This is a genomic window from Sulfuriferula sp. (genome assembly GCF_054605375.1).
In genome coordinates, this window is sequence record NZ_JBTSEG010000034.1 from 1 (window position 1) to 17908 (window position 17908).

At 57.8% G+C, this 17908-nt stretch carries 16 protein-coding genes; 13 read left to right on the top strand and 3 right to left on the bottom strand.

Annotation, left to right across the window (positions count from 1 at the left end; genetic code table 11):
- The first annotated feature begins 174 nt into the window (after positions 1 to 174).
- From ACYCZJ_RS14345 to ACYCZJ_RS14370, 6 genes are all read left to right on the top strand, one after another.
- Positions 175 to 1218: a bifunctional UDP-4-keto-pentose/UDP-xylose synthase gene (locus ACYCZJ_RS14345; protein ID WP_461554915.1), complete on the top strand. Its 1044-nt coding sequence runs from the start codon at positions 175 to 177 to the stop codon at positions 1216 to 1218.
- A gap of 569 nt (positions 1219 to 1787) precedes the next feature.
- On the top strand, positions 1788 to 2354 hold the full coding sequence (locus tag ACYCZJ_RS14350; protein WP_461554916.1) for an HNH endonuclease: 567 nt from the start codon (positions 1788 to 1790) through the stop codon (positions 2352 to 2354).
- Positions 2355 to 3393: 1039 nt separating this feature from the next.
- Positions 3394 to 3642, top strand: a complete 249-nt coding sequence (locus ACYCZJ_RS14355; protein ID WP_461554917.1) for a type II toxin-antitoxin system Phd/YefM family antitoxin — start codon at positions 3394 to 3396, stop codon at positions 3640 to 3642.
- On the top strand, positions 3632 to 3913 hold the full coding sequence (locus ACYCZJ_RS14360) for a type II toxin-antitoxin system RelE family toxin (RefSeq protein WP_461554918.1): 282 nt from the start codon (positions 3632 to 3634) through the stop codon (positions 3911 to 3913). Before ACYCZJ_RS14355 ends, ACYCZJ_RS14360 begins: the two co-directional genes overlap by 11 nt.
- 95 nt (positions 3914 to 4008) lie before the next feature.
- Complete coding sequence (locus ACYCZJ_RS14365; RefSeq protein ID WP_461554919.1) at positions 4009 to 4905, top strand: polysaccharide deacetylase family protein; 897 nt, start codon at positions 4009 to 4011, stop codon at positions 4903 to 4905.
- A 5-nt stretch (positions 4906 to 4910) separates the two neighbouring features.
- Complete coding sequence (locus tag ACYCZJ_RS14370; protein WP_461554920.1) at positions 4911 to 6557, top strand: ArnT family glycosyltransferase; 1647 nt, start codon at positions 4911 to 4913, stop codon at positions 6555 to 6557.
- Positions 6558 to 6570: 13 nt separating this feature from the next.
- On the opposite strand, the gene ACYCZJ_RS14375 is transcribed toward ACYCZJ_RS14370, so the two are convergent.
- The gene (locus ACYCZJ_RS14375) at positions 6571 to 8886 is read right to left on the bottom strand and encodes a Tex family protein (RefSeq protein ID WP_461554943.1); all 2316 of its coding nucleotides are present in this window, start codon (positions 8884 to 8886) and stop codon (positions 6571 to 6573) included.
- 77 nt (positions 8887 to 8963) lie between these two features.
- On the opposite strand from ACYCZJ_RS14375, the gene hslO reads away from it, so the two are divergent.
- Genes hslO through recQ form a run of 3 tightly spaced genes read left to right on the top strand, consistent with a single transcriptional unit; the run spans position 8964 to position 12759 of the window.
- The gene (gene hslO / locus ACYCZJ_RS14380; RefSeq protein WP_461554921.1) at positions 8964 to 9869 is read left to right on the top strand and encodes an Hsp33 family molecular chaperone HslO; all 906 of its coding nucleotides are present in this window, start codon (positions 8964 to 8966) and stop codon (positions 9867 to 9869) included.
- 11 nt (positions 9870 to 9880) lie between these two features.
- Positions 9881 to 10972, top strand: a complete 1092-nt coding sequence (gene corA / locus ACYCZJ_RS14385; protein ID WP_461554922.1) for a magnesium/cobalt transporter CorA — start codon at positions 9881 to 9883, stop codon at positions 10970 to 10972.
- The gene (recQ, locus tag ACYCZJ_RS14390) at positions 10960 to 12759 is read left to right on the top strand and encodes a DNA helicase RecQ (protein WP_461554923.1); all 1800 of its coding nucleotides are present in this window, start codon (positions 10960 to 10962) and stop codon (positions 12757 to 12759) included. Before corA ends, recQ begins: the two co-directional genes overlap by 13 nt.
- Positions 12760 to 12966: 207 nt before the next feature.
- Here recQ and msrA read toward each other — a convergent pair whose 3' ends face one another.
- A complete protein-coding gene (gene msrA / locus ACYCZJ_RS14395; protein ID WP_461554924.1) occupies positions 12967 to 13539 on the bottom strand; it encodes a peptide-methionine (S)-S-oxide reductase MsrA in 573 nt (190 codons plus the stop codon).
- A 117-nt stretch (positions 13540 to 13656) separates the two neighbouring features.
- Here msrA and ACYCZJ_RS14400 point away from each other — a divergent pair, with 117 nt between their 5' ends.
- Positions 13657 to 14469, top strand: coding sequence for a potassium channel family protein (locus ACYCZJ_RS14400; RefSeq protein WP_461554925.1), 813 nt, complete (start codon positions 13657 to 13659; stop codon positions 14467 to 14469).
- A gap of 57 nt (positions 14470 to 14526) precedes the next feature.
- Here the strand turns inward: ACYCZJ_RS14400 and ACYCZJ_RS14405 are convergent, their stop codons facing one another.
- Positions 14527 to 14835, bottom strand: coding sequence for a hypothetical protein (locus tag ACYCZJ_RS14405; protein WP_461554926.1), 309 nt, complete (start codon positions 14833 to 14835; stop codon positions 14527 to 14529).
- A 217-nt stretch (positions 14836 to 15052) separates the two neighbouring features.
- Here ACYCZJ_RS14405 and glyA point away from each other — a divergent pair, with 217 nt between their 5' ends.
- The 3 genes from glyA to ribD all read left to right on the top strand — a co-directional run bounded on the left by glyA (position 15053) and on the right by ribD (position 17907).
- Positions 15053 to 16297: a serine hydroxymethyltransferase gene (gene glyA / locus ACYCZJ_RS14410; protein ID WP_461554927.1), complete on the top strand. Its 1245-nt coding sequence runs from the start codon at positions 15053 to 15055 to the stop codon at positions 16295 to 16297.
- A gap of 64 nt (positions 16298 to 16361) precedes the next feature.
- Positions 16362 to 16811, top strand: a complete 450-nt coding sequence (gene nrdR, locus ACYCZJ_RS14415) for a transcriptional regulator NrdR (RefSeq protein ID WP_461554928.1) — start codon at positions 16362 to 16364, stop codon at positions 16809 to 16811.
- 31 nt (positions 16812 to 16842) lie between these two features.
- Positions 16843 to 17907, top strand: a complete 1065-nt coding sequence (ribD, locus tag ACYCZJ_RS14420) for a bifunctional diaminohydroxyphosphoribosylaminopyrimidine deaminase/5-amino-6-(5-phosphoribosylamino)uracil reductase RibD (protein ID WP_461554929.1) — start codon at positions 16843 to 16845, stop codon at positions 17905 to 17907.
- The last annotated feature ends 1 nt before the right edge of the window (position 17908 follow it).

A 17908-nucleotide genomic window follows, 5' to 3' on the forward strand; every position in this document is an offset into this window, starting at 1 on the left:
GCCCTGCTTTGTGACGGTAAAACTTTCCATGCGACATGCGGAGATGGCGGCACGCTGCGCATCCTTGAACTGGAACTGGACGGACAAATCATTGCACCAGCCGACTTTGTCCAGCAATATGGTCGCCATTCAGTACCCCTGATATAAATTTTCAACTTTTAAACGAGTCTATTCATGAAAAAAATCCTTATCCTCGGCGTCAACGGTTTCATCGGTCATCACCTGTCCAAGCGCATCCTGGAGACCACCGACTGGGAAGTCTACGGCATGGACATGAATCGCGACCGTGTCGCCGAGTTTGCCGGCAACGAGCGCTTCCACTTCTTCGAGGGCGACATCACCATCAACAAGGAATGGATCGAATACCACGTCAGGAAATGCGACGTGGTGCTGCCGCTGGTCGCCATCGCCACTCCGGCCACGTATGTGACCGACCCGCTCAAAGTGTTCGAACTGGATTTCGAAGCCAACCTGCCGATCGTGCGCCAGTGCGTCAAATACGGCACGCGCGTGCTGTTCCCGTCCACCTCGGAAGTCTACGGCATGTGCCATGACACCGAATTCGACCCGGAAAATTCCGAGCTGATACTCGGCCCGATCAACAAGCCGCGCTGGATTTACTCGTGCTCCAAGCAGCTCATGGACCGCATCATCTGGGCTTACGGCATGCAGGGCGTGCTCGAATTCACCCTGTTCCGTCCGTTCAACTGGATCGGCGCCGGGCTGGACAGCATCCATACGCCTAAAGAGGGCAGCTCGCGCGTCATCACCCAATTCCTCGGCCACATCGTGCGCGGCGAGGACATCAAGCTGGTCGACGGCGGCAATCAGAAACGCGCGTTCACCTACGTCGCCGACGGCATCTCCGCGCTGATGAAAATCATCGACAACAAGGACGGCGTCGCCAACGGCCAGATCTACAACATCGGCAACCCGGTCAACAATTTCTCGGTCAAGGAACTGGCAACCATGATGCTGGAACTGGCCAAATCCTACCCCGAATACCGCGACAACGCCGCCAAGGTGAAGATGGTCGAAACCAGCTCCGCCGCCTACTACGGCAAAGGCTACCAAGACGTGCAGAACCGCGTGCCGAAAATCGAAAACACCATGAAAGACCTGGACTGGAAGCCCGAGTACAGCATGGAACAAGCGCTCAAGCACGTGTTTGATGCGTATAAGGATCAGGTCGCTGCGGCGAGGGACTTGGTGAATTAAGGCAGAGGTTTCGAGGGCGGGTTTGCCCGGTTTGCGTAAGGCCTAAGCAGGATGCCAATAAGCGAAGCGCATTGCACCGGATGCGGCGTCCATTCGGCGCAATAACGATTGCGCCCTACGCGGGCTGAGGCGTTATGTACGATTCGGCAATCCGAAACAGGCTTGGCCATACTCGCACCGCTCCATTTACCCCCCGGACTTTCAATTTATTGAAGGAACGGAACCGTATGAAGTGCTACATGAATTCGACATCTTGGTCACGCGCACTAACGAGTATTACATCGTAGTCGCGATATTTGGAGAGGAATATGCTCTCAATCTCGGCGGACCAGAGATTGATGGTTACGAACATTGGTTGAAGACAAACGACAACAAAAGCCCTCTGTATTTCGGGAAAAATGCATGAAGACGCATAACCCATCAATCCACCGGACCTGCGCAAAAAACCGCGCAGGCCGGTGATTTCAGACGTTAGCGGTAAGGAGTCAACATTGGATTGGCAAAAAATATTGGTAAGTGTTGAGGATGTGCTAATCCCTCACTATGGCTTCGATGTATACTAGAGAGGCATGTACCTTTATCTGTTAAATCAAACTCGGATGAGGGGCTTTGAAAGTTCCACCATTCCGCTGTCAACCATATCAAGTGCGCTTAACTGCTCTGCATGGCAAGCTAGGAAAACCATTCGTCAACTTGCCGAGAACGGGTGCATCGAGCTAGAACAAACACGAAATGGCCATACAGTTAGAGTTCTACTTCCTGATGAGCTTGGAATTTCAATCCACCACGCAGTTGAGGTACAACTCAACATTGAAGACATTGATTTCTTTAGTGGCAGAAAATACCTTTCCTCTCTGATCAACCGCGAACGAAACAGGTGTTTTTTCTGTCTATCAGCAATTTCAGCAGAAAATTGCGAGTTAGATCATGTTGTCTCACAAGTTAATGGCGGAAATAATAGTTACAGAAACATCGTCGCGGCATGCCACAAGTGCAACACACGGAAACAGGCTTCTGAATCCGAGGATTTTCTGAGAGATTTATACCGTAAAGGGCTTTTGAGCGAGTCCGAAATTGAGGGGCGATTGTCAGCCCTTGAAGCATTAAAAAATGGCGATCTCAAACCCGAAGTGTAAAACCGCTAACCCGACAGTCAAGCGGCGCAAAAAGCGCGCAACCCCTCACTTTTACGTTGACGCTGTAGAAAAACCCTCTGACGAAAAATCGGACCAACAATGAATAAAAATCGACCTCTCAAAATGCGCTGTATTCAACGATCGTGGACAGGGGAAGGATCAAGTGACCCCCGAAAACCGGTTTGCCTGACCCCTCAAGTAGTTTTTCTACAGCCTCGTTGGGCGGTTCTCAATTGAATCTTAGGAAATCACCCCCATATTATACAGACGGCGCGTTGCCGTAGAACCATAACCGTTAGGAGAAAGTAATGGCAAATGCTTATGTTGAGTACCGACCGAAATCAAACAACCAGACACATGGAGTAACTCACCATGTTGTCATCGTGAATGAAGCAGAGGTAGGCGGCACATTCACTACTCAGCTTGCAGCCGAAAAGTGGGCCTGCGCTCAGGGCCATACGGTACATGTTGCACGGGAACGACACCTTCAAGATCGTCCAACCCCAGCACACTGGCGTAAATCTGATTGCAAGGCAAAATAGGAAAATCAAAGAATCAAAGGGGCAAGCACGATTTATTACAGAAGCACAGGAAGAAGCACAGGGTCAGGCCTTGACTGTTGCTCGAAAAGGCGATGTTTTAACACGCTAACAAGATGCCGGGGCAGGGCAAATGGCATTTCGCAAGCTGCCGTAGGCCGGGGATTGCCCGGCGGCAAGTCCCTTTCTCTTGTTTGCCCAAGAGAAAGGAACCAAAGAGAAAGGCACCCCACTGCACCGGTCCTTCGGACTACCCTCGATTTGCCGCTCAAGCCGGGCGGCTGCGGAACTCGCGCTACGCGCTCAAACAGTCCTCGCCGAAATCCCCCGGCTTGATCGGCAAATCGAGGCAGCGCAGAAGGGGATAAAACCGGCACAGAAAACATCCGGTGCAATGCGCTTCGCTTATTGGCACCTTACGTTGCGCCTTATCCGAGCTAGCTTTACAAGACCAGTTACGAGTGCCATTATTGGCGCTACTTAACGTGCTGGAGAGCATCATGGCAAGCGTCATTCTGGCGGAAACCGCTGCGAGTATTTCGGAATTAAAGAAGAATCCCATGGGGACGGTTGCGGCTGGCGAGGGGTTTCCGGTGGCGATACTCAACCGCAACGAACCGGCTTTTTACTGCGTCCCGGCGAAAGCTTACGAGGCATTGATGGAGCGGCTGGAAGACCTGGAACTGAATGCGTTGGCTGATGCCCGCGCGGGTCAGGCTGAAATCAAAGTCAAGCTGAATGAGCTATAACCTTGCCTTTAAAGAGGAGGCCTGGAAGGAATGGGGCATGCTCGATAACAGCGTGCGCGAGCAGTTCAAGAAAAAACTGGAAGAGCGCTTGCTGAATCCAAATGTACCCGCATCGAAACTGTCCGGTTCGAAACACCGATACAAGATCAAGCTGCGCAATGTCGGCTACCGGCTGGTCTATGAAGTCCGCGATAGTGAGTTGGTGGTCGTGGTTGTCGCCGTGGGCAAACGCGAACGCAATGCAGTTTACAAGGCCGCAGCGCTACGTTGAACTTTCAAACCCGATCTGCACCGCCTCGCTCATGCGGTACAATCTCTCGCCAATTGCACCCGCAATTTTCCACCATCTGTTAAATGGATTAAACCGTGCGCCTGCTTGCCCTGAAAATCGACGTCGACACCTACCGCGGCACGCGCGAAGGCGTACCGCAGCTGGTGCGGATGCTGCAAGCCCATCGTGCGGGTGCGACCTTCCTGTTCAGCCTCGGCCCCGATCACACGGGACGGGCGCTGCGCCGGGCATTCCGCCCCGGCTTCATGAAAAAAGTGTCGCGCACGTCGGTGCTCGAACATTACGGACTGAAAACTCTGCTCTACGGCACGCTGCTGCCGGGACCGGATATCGGCCGTGGCTGCGCCGATATTTTGCGCAGCGTGCGCGATGCCGGTTTCGAGACCGGCATCCACACCTTCGACCACGTCAAATGGCAGGACTATGTGGCCGGCAAGGACGCCGCATGGACGCAGCGCGAAATGGCGCGCGCGATGCAGCGTTATACGGAAATCTTCGGCCGGCCTGCATCTACCCATGGTGCGGCAGGCTGGCAGATGAACGATAGCGCCTTCGAGCAGGAACGCCTGTGGGGCATGACGTATTGTTCCGATTCGCGCGGCACCCATCCTTTCATCCCGCTGCTGGCGAACGGGCAAACCGGTTGCCCACAACTGCCCACCACGCTACCCACGCTGGATGAACTGATCGGCGCCGACGGCGTGGATACCAATAACGTCGCCGATGCCGTGCTGGCCATGACCCAGGCTGAGACGCCTACCGGCCATGTCTATACCTTGCACGCCGAACTCGAAGGCATGAAGCTGGCCCCGGTATTCGAACACCTGCTTGCCGGCTGGCAGCGCCAGGGCTATACGCTGGTTTCCATGGCGGATTATTTCGCTGCGCTGGATGCTGCCGCATTGCCGCGTGCCCGCGTCATGCCGGGCGAAATCGCCGGGCGCTCCGGCACGCTTGCTGTGCAGCTTTAGCACCGATGGCGCAACCTCAAACCGGGCAGCGCGGGCTGCCCGTTCCGCTGACCTGGTTTCTATTGCTGGCCGTCGCCTGGCTGCTGCCCGGTCTGATCGGGCACGACCCGTGGAAGCAGGACGAAACCTACGTTTTTGCCATCATTTATCACATGCTGCAAGGCGGTAACTGGGTAGTGCCGATGCTGGCCGGCGAGCCCTTCATGGAAAAACCGCCGCTGTACTATTGGGTAGGCGCAGGACTGGCGCACACATTTTCGCCCTGGCTGCCATTGCATGACGGCGCACGCCTCGCCAGCGGACTGTTCAGCGCCATCACGCTGATGTCGACCGGGCTGGCAGCACGCCGCTGGTGGGGCAAGGGGCATGGACGGCTGGCTGCGCTGGTATTGATTGCATGCTTTGGCCTGCTGTATGAAAGCCACAGCATGATTACCGACGTGCCCATGCTCACCGGTTTTGCGATGGCCGGTTACGGCTTTGCGTTGAGCCGTGAACGCGCGTGGCCTGGGGGGATATGGCTGGGTACCGGCGTAGGGGTGGGGTTTCTTGCCAAAGGCCTGCTGGTTCCCGGTGTGATCGGGGTCACCGCATTGCTGCTGCCGTTGCTGTTCGGCACCTGGCGTCTGCGTGTTTACGCACGGAGTCTGGGTATCGCGCTGCTTGCCGCGCTGCCGTGGCTGCTGATCTGGCCGATCATATTGTATGAGCGCGCGCCGCATCTGTTTTATGTGTGGTTCTGGCTGAACAATGTCGGGCGCTTTCTGGGTTTTTCGGTACCGGAACTCGGCGCCGGCAATGAACCCTGGTTTTGGCCAAAAACCTTGCCGTGGTTTGCGTTTCCGGCCCTGCCGCTGGCGCTGTACACGTTGTGGCGACAACGCGCGCGCATTACTGGCAGCCCGCCGCTGCAATACGGGCTGGTGGCTTTTGCGGTGTATCTGGCGGTTTTACTGGTCTCGGCTTCGGCGCGTACGGCTTACGGCTTGCCCATGCTGGCGGCGCTGGCCGTGCTGGCCGTGCCCTCGGTGAACACGCTGCCGAATGGCTGGAATCGTTACAGCGACATTGCCGCCCGTTTGTTATTTACCGCCATCGCTGCCTTGATGTGGACGGTATGGAGCATCATGATGGCCACCGGTCGTGCGCCCGCGTGGCATTTCCTTACCCGCGTGCTGCCTGCGGACTATCACATGCTGTTTAACCCGCTGACGTTTGCATTGGCGCTAGTGGCGACCTTGGCTTACTTCGCATCCTGGCGCTGGCTACCACGCCTTGCTGCGCGCGCGGTGGTCAGCATGGCTACCGGCATCACGCTGGGCTGGTTGCTGTTTTCCATGCTGTGGCTGCCGTGGGTGGATGAAGCCAAAAGCTATCGCAGCGTGTTCGAGTCCATGCAACCCTATCTGCCTGCGCAGCGCCGCTGTGTGGAAAGTAGCGGCCTGGGCGAATCCGAGCGTGGCATGCTGCATTATTTTTCCAATGTGCTGACCCTGCGCCGTGAAATACACCCCGTAGTCAATTGCGACGTGCTGCTGGTAGAAGGTGCGGCGGATCATCCACCCCGCCCTGCCACACCGGGTTGGCGCCAGGTATGGCAGGGAGAACGGCCCGGAGATAACCAGGAACACTTCTGGCTATTCGTGCGTTAACCGACTCAGCAATTTATTTATTGCGCATTGCCCGCGCCAGCGCATCCGCCATGGCACCGCCTGCCGGTGCAGGCACGGCAGCCTGACGCACCTGCTTCGGCGTGGCTTTGGATTCAGACTTGTCGCGCGCAACCGGTGCCGCATCGCCTAGCCGCATGGTCAGTGCCACACGCTTGCGCTGCACATCGACTTCAACCACTTTCACCTTCACCACATCGCCGGCCTTGACCACGCTGTGCGGATCTTTGACAAACTTGTCAGCCAGCGCGGAGATGTGCACCAGGCCGTCCTGATGCACGCCCACATCAACGAACGCGCCGAAGTTGGTCACATTGGTGACGACACCTTCCAGCACCATGCCGGGCTGTAAATCCTTGAGGTCTTCCACGCCGTCCTTGAAGATGGCGGCTTTGAACGCCGGGCGCGGATCGCGGCCGGGTTTTTCCAGTTCGCGCAGGATGTCCTGCACCGTGGGCAGGCCGAAGCGCTCGTCGGTGTATTGCTTTGCATCCACTGCGTTGAATACGCCGCTCTGACCAATCAGCGCGCGGCCATCGGGCTTGCCATCCAGACGCGCCAACAGATCGGCAAGAATGCGCTGCGCGACCGGGTAGGCTTCCGGGTGGACGGCGCTGGCGTCGAGGGGATTGTCGCCGCGCACGCGCAGGAATCCGGCCGCCTGCTCGAAGGTTTTCGCACCCAGGCGCGGCACCTGCTTTAACGCTTCGCGGCTGGAGAACGCACCGTGTGCGTCGCGGTAGGCCACGATGTTTTCGGCGAGCGCGGCGGATAGCCCGGAAATGCGCGCCAGCAACGGCACCGAGGCCATGTTCACATCCACGCCCACGGCATTGACGCAATCTTCTACCACTGCATCCAGGCTTTTGGCGAGTTTGAACTGGCTGACATCGTGCTGGTACTGGCCGACGCCGATGGATTTCGGGTCTATTTTCACCAGCTCGGCCAATGGGTCCTGCAGACGCCGCGCGATGGACACCGCGCCGCGCAGACTGACGTCGAGTTGCGGAAATTCGCGCGCGGCGAATTCCGATGCGGAATATACCGAGGCACCCGCTTCCGACACCACGGCTTTGCCGAGCTTGAGTTCGGGATGCTTGCCGATCAGTTCGGCAGCCAGCTTGTCGGTCTCGCGCGAGGCGGTGCCGTTGCCGATACTGATCAGTTGCGCACCGTGCTTGTGGGCCAGCAACGCCAGTGTGTGCAAAGCGCCGTCCCAGTCGTTGCGCGGCACATGCGGATAAATGGTGGCGGTATCGAGCAGCTTGCCGGTGGCATCCACCACCGCCACCTTGACGCCGGTACGCAGGCCGGGATCGAGGCCGATGGTGGCACACGGTCCGGCCGGCGCAGCCAGCAACAGGTCGTGCAGGTTGCGGGCAAACACGCGGATCGCCTCCTCTTCGGCGCGCTCGCGCAAGCTGCCCAGCAAGTCCAGTTCAAGATGCAGCGAGAGTTTCACGCGCCAGGTCCAGCGCACCGTATCGGCCAGCCATTTGTCGGCGGCGCGGCCCTGGCTAACAATCCCGAAGCGCCGGGCGATCATGCCTTCGCACGGATTGGAGGTCGCGCCCTCGTCCAGGTCTTCCGGCAATTTCAATGACACCCGCAGCATGTCTTCATTGCGTCCGCGGAACAGTGCCAGCGCACGATGCGGCGGCACCGCTTTCAGCGGTTCGCGATAATCGAAATAATCGCGGAATTTCGCACCGGCTTCCTGTTTGCCTTCCGTCACGCTGGATACCAATATGCCGTTTTCTTCGAGATGCGCGCGTAGTTGACCCAGCAGCACGGCATCTTCGGCAAAGCGTTCCATCAGGATGTGGCGCGCACCTTCCAAGGCAGCCTTGGTGTCGGGGACCCCCTTATCGGCATCCACATAGCGAGCGGCTTCCGTTTCCGGCACCCGTGCAGGATCGTTCAACAAACCCTCGGCAAGCGGCTCCAGGCCAGCCTCGCGCGCAATTTGGGCTTTGGTGCGGCGTTTCTGCTTGTACGGCAGGTAAAGGTCTTCCAGCAATTGCTTGGTATCGGCGTGGGTGATTTGGTTTTGCAGTTCCGGCGTCAGCTTGCCTTGCTCGGTAATGCTGGCAAGAATACTGCCGCGCCGCTCTTCCAGCTCGCGCAGATAACCCAGGCGTTGTTCCAGGTTGCGCATCTGGGTGTCATCCAGGCCGCCGGTGGCCTCTTTGCGGTAACGTGAAATGAACGGCACGCTGGCACCCTCGTCAAGCAGGGCAATGGCGGCAGCAACCTGATTGGGACGGGCGCTGAGTTCGGTGGCAATGCGGTGTTCTATGGATGGCAGCATGTAAGACAATGACAAATGAAAGCCTGTAACTATGCAGAAAGCGCGTCAGGCTGGCAAGGTATAATCACGAAACTTCCGTGGCAAAACGTTTTTTAATACTATCCATGTCCACTACCGATACCCTCACCCGTTTCCTGTTTGAATCCGCCCCGGTGCGCGGCGAACTGGTCAGCCTTGACGCCACCTGGCAGGAAGTGCTCAAACACGCCGATTACCCCGCGCCGCTGCAAATACTGCTGGGTGAATTGATGGCGGCTGCGGCATTGCTGAGCGCCATTCTTAAATTCGACGGCGGCATGATTATGCAAATGCAAGGGAGCGGCGCGGTCAAACTGGTGGTGGTGGAAGCCACGTCTGATCGCACGCTGCGCGCTGCTGCAAAATGGGAAGGTGAAGTACCCACGGGCAGTCTGGAGGCATTGCTGGAAGAAGGCCGCTTTGTCATCACCCTTGATCAATCCGCCAGCGGCAAACAGAACTATCAGGGCATCGTGCCGTTGACGGGCGTCAGCGTAGCCGAGGCACTGACGCATTACATGCAAAATTCCGAACAGCTCGATACGCAAATCCATCTGGCTGCCAATACGCAGCGCGCAGCCGGCATGCTGATCCAGCGCTTGCCGGGCGTGGAAGCTGCCGACACGGATGCCTGGAACCGCGCAGAACATCTGGCAGCCACCCTGAAACCGGCGGAATTACTCACGTTACCGGCTGAAACCATCTTGCAGCATCTGTTTCATGAAGAAGATGTCCGTGTGCTTGAGGCCGAACTGGTCAGCTATCGCTGCACCTGTTCGCGCGAACGGGTCGCCGACATGCTGAAAATGCTGGGTCGCGAGGAAGTGGAAGCCGCACTGGCGGAACGCGGCGAAATCGAAGTACGCTGCGAGTTCTGCAACCGCCAATACCGTTTTGATCCGGTCGATGCAGCGCAGCTGTTTGTCGCAGTGCCGCCAGTGCCGGCGCCGCAAATCAAACATTGAGGTCATTGGTCATGCTCAAAAGCCACCGCACAAACCATCACCGCTCACGCAAACATCGCGCCAAGAAAGCCGGACTGCCGCCCGGTTCACTGATGCACATGGGCGAAATCAAAGCAGCGACGGCAGAGTTGTCGGTGATTGAATACGACAACAACGGGATGACCGAGGCAAAATTTGCCGACACCGCTGCCTGGCGGGCGTATACGCTACAGCACGCTGTGCACTGGCTGAATCTGCATGGCTTGCACGACATTGCCGTGCTGCGTGAAATCGGCACGCGTTACGCCCTGCACCCCCTGGTGCTGGAAGATATCCTGAATACCGACCAGCGCCCCAAGGTTGAATCCTACGGCGATTACCTGTTTGTGGTGGCACGCTATGTGAGTTATGAATCCGATAGTTTGATGCTGAGTTCGGATCAGGTCAGTCTGGTTTTGCTGCGCAACGCCGTGTTGAGTTTTCAGGAACGATCCAGCGGTGCATTCGAGCCGGTGCGCGAGCGTTTGCGCAACGAGCGTGGGCAGATACGCAAGCTTGGCGCGGACTATCTGGCGTACGCGCTGCTCGATGCCATCGTGGATCAGTATTTTGTTGTGCTGGAACAATTGAGCGAACGCACCGAAGAACTGGAAGATGCGCTGCTGGAAAAACCTGATCAGGAATCGCTGCAAACCCTGCACAAACTGCGCCGCGCTACGCATAACCTGCGCCGCGCGGTGTGGCCGCTACGCGAGGTACTGAATACCCTGATTCGCAACGAAGAGGGATTTTTCCAGCCCGGTACCGGGCTGTACCTGCGCGACGTCTACGACCATACCGTGCACATCGTCGAATCCATCGAAGCCCTGCGCGACCTGCAGGCGGGGATGCTGGATGTTTACCTGTCCAGCCTGAGCAACCGTTTCAACGTCGAGCTGCGCGCGCTGACGGTGATTACTACCCTGTTCATGCCGGCCGCGCTGGTGGCGGGGATTTTCGGCATGAATTTCAAGCATATGCCGTGGCTGGCGCTTCCACATGGTTTTGGTCTGGCAATGGGGTTGATGGGCGGCATGGCGTTCGTCATGATCGCAATATTCTGGCGGCGCAATTGGCTGCGCTGAACGCGCTTTCCCTGCTTCACACGGTATTCGGCTACCCGGCGTTTCGCGGACGCCAGGCCGAAGTGGTCGAGCAGGTGGCGAACGGCGGCGACGCGCTGGTGCTGATGCCCACTGGCGGCGGCAAATCGCTGTGCTACCAGATTCCCGCGCTGCTGCGCGAAGGTACCGGTGTGGTGGTGTCGCCGCTGATTGCGCTGATGCACGACCAGGTGGCGGCGCTGCGCGAAGCCGGCGTACGTGCCGCTTACCTGAATTCCGCACTGTCGGCGCAGGAGGCGGGTGCAGTAGAGCAAGCCTTTCTGCGCGGTGAGTGGGATCTGCTCTATGTCGCGCCGGAACGGCTGGTCACGCCGCGTTTTCTGGATTTGCTCGGACGTGCAAAACTCGCGCTGTTCGCAATTGACGAGGCGCATTGCGTATCGCAATGGGGACATGATTTCCGCCCGGAATACATCCAGCTTTCGCTGCTGCACGAGCGTTTTCCCGAGGTGCCGCGCATCGCGCTCACCGCCACCGCCGACGCGCAAACCCGCGCCGAGATTGTCACCCGCCTGCAACTGGAAGACGCGCGCCAGTTCGTCTCCAGCTTCGACCGCCCTAACATCCGCTACCAGATCGTGGAGAAAGCCGACCCGCGCAAGCAACTGCTCGACTTTATCCAGGCCGAGCATCGCGGCGACGCAGGTATCGTGTATTGCCTGTCGCGCAAGAAGGTGGAAGAAACTGCGGCCTGGCTGGAAAAACAGGGCATCCGCGCCCTGCCCTACCACGCCGGCATGGACGTGCAAACCCGCCAGCGCAATCAGGATGCCTTTCTGCGTGAAGACGGGATCGTCATGGCCGCAACCATTGCGTTCGGCATGGGCATCGACAAACCCGACGTGCGTTTCGTGGCGCATCTCGACCTGCCCAAAAGCATCGAAGGTTATTACCAGGAAACCGGCCGCGCCGGGCGCGACGGCACGCCTGCCGACGCGTGGATGACCTACGGCCTCACCGACGTGGTACAGCAGCGGCGCATGATCGAATCCGGCGACGCCGACCCGCAATTCAAGCGCGTCGGGCTGGCCAAGCTTGACGCGCTGCTGGCCATGTGCGAGGCCACCACCTGCCGCCGCGTACGCCTGCTCAACTATTTCGGCGAGGATGCCGAAGCATGCGGCAACTGCGACGTGTGCATCAGCCCGCCGGCTACCTGGGATGGCACCGTCGCCGCGCAAAAGGCATTGTCCGCCGTGTACCGCACCGGCAGCCGCTTCGGCGCGGTGCACCTGATCGATGTGCTATGCGGCCACGCCACCGACAAGGTGCAACAATGGGGGCACGACAAACTCACGGTATTCGGCGTGGGTGTGGAAATGGACGAAAAAGGCTGGCGCGCGGTGTTTCGCCAGCTCGTCGCGCAAGGCTTGATAGGCGTGGATCACGACGCCTTCGGCGCACTTACCCTGACCGACAAAAGCCGCGCAGTGCTGAAAGGCCAGCAGCAGGTGTGGATGCGCCAGGAAATCGCTGGCAAAACCGCACGCAAATCGCGCCGCCCCATCGCCGCGCCGGAAAACCCGGTGGACGACGCACTGTTCGAAAAACTACGGGTGTGGCGCCAGGCCGCCGCACGCGAGCACAACGTCCCGGCCTATGTCATTTTTCACGACGCCACTTTGGCGCAGATTGCACAACTTCGTCCGGCCACACTCGACCAACTGGGCAGCGTTTCCGGCGTCGGCGCGCGCAAGCTGGAAGCCTATGGCGAAAGCATACTGGCGGTGGTGAATGCGGCTGGGTAAGGCGGGATAAAGGCAAGGCAAAAGGCAAAAGGCAAAAATCAAAAGGTGAAAATTCACGACCTCCCCGGATACTGATTTCTCATTTTTGCCTTTTGATTTTTGCCTTTTGCCTTGCCTTCTGCGCATTGCCTTGCCTTCTGCACAGGTTTCTGCTGCGGTAACTGGAACACCATTTTCTGGCGGGTATTCAGGGTTTTGTTAGCCATTTTATTCGGGCTCAAGCGTACGGCTTTTGTCCGGAAAAACCTGCAGGAATTTGCCCAGTTTCGGCGCTACCACAAACTGGCAATAGGGCTGCTGCGTGTGATTACGGAAATATTCCCGGTGGTATGCCTCGGCTGGATAAAAGGTCGTGACCGGACTGATTTCTGTGACAATCGGATTTTCCCAGGTCTGCCGCGCCGTCAAATCCGCCACCATTTTTTCGGCCGCAACCTGCTGCTCGGGTGTGTGGTAAAAAATCGCCGAACGATACTGCGTGCCGCGGTCATTACCCTGACGATTCAGCGTAGTTGGATCGTGTATGGTAAAAAACACTTCCAGCAGCGTTTCCAGCTTCAATTCCGCCGGATCGAATTCAATCTGCACCACCTCCGCGTGGCCTGTTCTTCCTGTGCAAATATCCTCATAGCTGGGATTATCGAGATGACCACCCATATAACCGGAAGTCACCTTGTGCACCCCCTGCAGGCGCTCATATACCGCCTCAAGACACCAGAAACAACCGCCAGCAAGCGTGATGGCGGACAAAGCGGGCGCAACAGATGGATTGGACGTCATGGCGCTTCCTTTTTTGGTGGTGCAAAATACAAACGGTACGAATTTAAACTTCCCAAGCAGAAAATGAAAGCATGAATAATGTACTTCCTGACACTGATGATAAAGTTACGCTGATCCATGCTCAATGAACCCATTTTCCTGTTCGGTATGGCAGGGCCGTCACCACACGACAATCCACGTACGCTAAGCTGGAAGGCGCGGCTGCACTGGCCGATGTTCTTCATCACCCTGCTCACCATCCCGGCCTTTTATCTGGAACTGGCCGCACCGACGCCGGCAATCGGCAATGCCGGGCGGGCTTTGTACGGCATCGTCGCACTCGCCTATGCGGCACACCTGATCATGATGCTCGCACTCAGCCATGCACGCACGGTCTATCTGCGCCGCAACTGGGTGGATGTGCTGGTGATGCTGGGGGTCGCGCTGAGTCAGGTTGCCGGTTCGCTTGGCACCTGGTCGGGTGTGGAGTGGGTGCTGCGCATGACGCTTGCCGCGTTGGTGCTGCTGCGCCTGATGGGATATCTGCGCGGCCTGTTTACCCTGAAAGGGGTGATACCGATTGTGTTTATCGGCACGGCCACGCTGATGATGTCAGGCGCGGGGTTTTACTGGCTGGAACCCGGTATTCACAGCTACGCCGACGGCTTGTGGCTGGCTTTTACTACCGGCGCCACCGTGGGGTATGGCGACGTCGTGCCGCGAACAGCCGCCGGCAAGGTGTTCGCCGTGTTCGTGGTGTTGCTGGGCTATGCAATATTTTCTCTGGTGACGGCAAGTATCGCCGCATTTTTCATGGATGAAGATGAACGGCAGATGCGCCGCGAGATGCATCACGATATCAGAGCACTGCGTGGAGAAATCGAAGCCCTGCGCGCGGAATTGCATGCCGGTGAAACCAGCCGGCGGGAATCTGCACCGGATATAAAATAATACCGCACAAAAAAAGCCGGCTCAAAAACCGGCTTTTTCATGCACCTGAAATGCTGCTTATTTCTTCATTGCATCCTTGGCACCAGCAACTGCGCCTTTGGCGGCACCTTCAACAACCGCAGCGGTATCTTTAGCGGCGTCTTTGGTTGCATCAACAGCGTGGCCGGCAGCTTCAGCGGCCTTGTCGGCGGCGATTTTGGCATCCTCGGTTACCGCAGTTACTGCGTTTGATGCATCCGTGGCGGGTGCGGTCATATCCGGGGCCGGGGCAGAAGCATCAACAGCGGGGGTGGGGGTTTCTTCTTTTTTACTACACGCGGCCAGGGTCATGGCCATCAGCGCAGCAATCAAAAGGGAACGAGTCATTGTCATCTCCAGTCTATTTGGCAGTGAAAAAATCCTGCTGACTTATTACACTCCGCCAAAGGAACCGGCGGCATGACGAGCGGCAAAAGTTCCGTCCGTCCATGAATTATACTCATGCATTATCCCCAACCCGGGTTAGGTATCAGTTTTTTCTACGAATTTTCCCAGCCATGGCATGATAAAATGCATGCCTCGATTATCCACAGGATGCCTACCGATGTTTAACCTTCAGCACACGCTTGCCCAAACCGACCCCGATCTCTGGAAAGCCATGGAGGCAGAACGCGTCCGTCAGGAAGATCACATCGAGCTGATCGCGTCGGAAAACTATACCAGCCCGGCGGTCATGGAGGCGCAGGGTTCGGTGCTGACCAACAAATACGCGGAGGGTTATCCGGGCAAGCGCTACTACGGTGGTTGCGAGCATGTGGATGTCGCCGAACAACTGGCAATCGACCGCATCAAGAAATTATTCGGCGCAGAAGCGGCCAACGTGCAGCCCAACTCCGGATCGCAGGCCAACCAGGCTGTATTTCTGGCCTTTCTCAAACCGGGTGACACCATCATGGGCATGAGTCTGGCCGAAGGCGGCCATCTCACCCACGGCATGGCACTCAACATGTCGGGCAAGTGGTTCAATGCCGTCGCTTATGGTTTGAACGAAAAAGAGGAAATTGATTACCCGCGCATGGAAGCCCTCGCCCGCGAGCACAAGCCCAAGCTGATTATCGCCGGTGCCTCGGCCTATTCGCTGCATATCGACTTCGAGCGCTTTGCCAAAATCGCCAGGGAAATCGGCGCAATTTTCATGGTGGATATGGCGCATTATGCCGGATTGATTGCTGCGGGCGTATACCCCAACCCGGTGCCGCACGCGGATGTAGTGACGTCCACCACGCACAAGACGCTGCGCGGCCCGCGCGGCGGCATTATCCTGATGAAAGCCGAACACGAAAAGGCGATCAACTCCGCCATCTTCCCGGGCCTGCAAGGCGGCCCGCTGATGCACGTGATTGCCGGCAAGGCCGTGGCATTCAAGGAAGCCATGGGCAAGGATTTCAAGTTATATCAGGAACAAGTGGTCGACAATGCACGTGTAATGACCAAGGTGCTGCAGGAACGCGGCCTGCGTATTGTCTCTGGCCGTACCGATTCGCACCTGTTCCTGGTGGACTTGCAACCCAAAAATCTCACCGGCAAGGAGGCTGAAGCCGTGCTCGGGCGGGCGCACATTACGGTGAACAAAAATGCCATCCCCAACGATCCGCAAAAACCTTTTGTCACCTCCGGTATCCGTATCGGTACGCCGGCGATGACCACACGCGGCTTCAAGGAACTGGAAGCCGAGCAATTGGCGCATCTGATCGCCGACGTGCTCGATGCACCCGGCGATGAGGCAGTTATCGCACGGGTGGCTGCTGCCGCGCAGGCGTTGTGCAAAAAATATCCGGTATACGGATGAACCGGGACGAACAGCCATAACAGGCTGTTCCCAGCCAACTTTATTCGGCCACTGAAATGTTTTCATGAAATGTCCATTCTGCAGCGCATTCGACTCCCAGGTCGTGGATTCGCGCCTTTCCGAAGCCGGTGATTCGATTCGCCGGCGGCGCCGCTGCACGTCTTGCGACAAGCGTTTTACCACCTACGAAACCATCGAGCTGCGCCTGCCGCAAGTGGTCAAGAGCAACGGTGTCCGCCAGGAATTCAGCCAGGAAAAACTGCACGAAGGGTTCCGCCGCGCACTGCACAAGCGCCCGGTACCGACCGAATACGTGGATGCCGCCATTGATCGCATCGTCAAGCAGGTTCTATCACTGGGTGAACGTGAATTGCTTGCGCGCCAGATTGGCGAGATGGTGATGGGCGAGTTAAAGCGCCTGGACAAGATTGCCTACATCCGTTTTGCTTCGGTATACAAAAGCTTCAAGGATGTGGATGATTTCCGTGACGTGCTCAAAGATTTTGATAAATAAGCCGGTGTTTTCGCAAGCAGATTACCTTCATATGGCGCACGCGCTACAGCTTGCGGAGCGTGGCCTGTACACTACCAGCCCGAATCCGCGCGTAGGCTGTGCAATTGTCAAAAACGAGGTGATGGTGGGGAGCGGCTGGCACCAGCAGGCCGGGCAGCCGCATGCCGAAATCCACGCGTTGCGCGAGGCCGGTGAAGCGGCGCGCGGCGCGACGGCCTATGTCACGCTGGAGCCATGCAGCCACCATGGCCGCACGCCGCCCTGCGCCGAAGCGCTGATCGCCGCAGGCGTGGCGCGCGTCGTGGTCGCCATGCAGGACCCCAATCCGCAGGTAGCGGGCAATGGTCTGGCTCAGTTGCAGCAGGCCGGCATTGCGACCGAATGCGGCCTGCTCGAAACGCAGGCCCGCGAACTCAATGCGGGCTTTATCAAACGCATGGTCATGGGGCACCCGTGGTTGCGTATCAAAACCGCGAGTTCGCTGGATGGCAAAACGGCGCTATCCAGCGGCATCAGCAAATGGATTACCGGCGAGGCAGCGCGCCGCGACGTGCACCGCCTGCGCGCCCGCTCATGCGCCATTCTGACCGGTATCGGCACGGTGCTGGCGGATGACCCCGCATTGAATGTGCGCGATATTGAAACCACGCGCCAACCGCTCAAGGTCATTGTCGATTCTCGTCTGCAAACCCCACCCTCGGCTAAAATACTGGGCGGTGCTTCAACCCTGATTGCCTGCTCTGAACCGGATGCCCGGCGTATCGCCGCGCTGGAAGCCGCCGGTGCAGAAATCCGTTGCCTGCCGGGTGATGCAGGACAGGTTGACCTGGGTGCACTGTTGTCCATACTGGCGCAGCGCGGGATCAATGAAGTGATGACCGAAGCCGGTGCCACACTCAATGGCGCGTTGATTGCGGCGGGATTTGTGGACGAATGGGTGATGTATATCGCCCCGATATTGCTGGGCGACACGGCGCGCGGCCTGTTTGCGCTGCCCGAGCCGGCGCAGATGGAGGAACGTCGCAAACTGGCCATACAGGATATCCGCCAGATCGGTACGGATATGCGTATTACTGCACAATTTGAAAAGAATTAAT

Bases quoted from the DNA above. Each gene is read 5' to 3' on its own strand.
- ACYCZJ_RS14370 (WP_461554920.1), top strand. From the start codon at position 4,911: ATGGCGCAACCTCAAACCGGGCAGCGCGGGCTGCCCGTTCCGCTGACC.
- ACYCZJ_RS14375 (WP_461554943.1), bottom strand. From the start codon at position 8,886: ATGCTGCCATCCATAGAACACCGCATTGCCACCGAACTCAGCGCCCGT.
- ribD (WP_461554929.1), top strand. From the start codon at position 16,843: ATGGCGCACGCGCTACAGCTTGCGGAGCGTGGCCTGTACACTACCAGC.
- ACYCZJ_RS14350 (WP_461554916.1), top strand. From the start codon at position 1,788: ATGTACCTTTATCTGTTAAATCAAACTCGGATGAGGGGCTTTGAAAGT.
- glyA (WP_461554927.1), top strand. From the start codon at position 15,053: ATGTTTAACCTTCAGCACACGCTTGCCCAAACCGACCCCGATCTCTGG.
- ACYCZJ_RS14405 (WP_461554926.1), bottom strand. From the start codon at position 14,835: ATGACTCGTTCCCTTTTGATTGCTGCGCTGATGGCCATGACCCTGGCC.
- ACYCZJ_RS14360 (WP_461554918.1), top strand. From the start codon at position 3,632: ATGAGCTATAACCTTGCCTTTAAAGAGGAGGCCTGGAAGGAATGGGGC.
- ACYCZJ_RS14345 (WP_461554915.1), top strand. From the start codon at position 175: ATGAAAAAAATCCTTATCCTCGGCGTCAACGGTTTCATCGGTCATCAC.
- corA (WP_461554922.1), top strand. From the start codon at position 9,881: ATGCTCAAAAGCCACCGCACAAACCATCACCGCTCACGCAAACATCGC.
- ACYCZJ_RS14400 (WP_461554925.1), top strand. From the start codon at position 13,657: ATGCTCAATGAACCCATTTTCCTGTTCGGTATGGCAGGGCCGTCACCA.
- msrA (WP_461554924.1), bottom strand. From the start codon at position 13,539: ATGACGTCCAATCCATCTGTTGCGCCCGCTTTGTCCGCCATCACGCTT.
- ACYCZJ_RS14355 (WP_461554917.1), top strand. From the start codon at position 3,394: ATGGCAAGCGTCATTCTGGCGGAAACCGCTGCGAGTATTTCGGAATTA.
- nrdR (WP_461554928.1), top strand. From the start codon at position 16,362: ATGAAATGTCCATTCTGCAGCGCATTCGACTCCCAGGTCGTGGATTCG.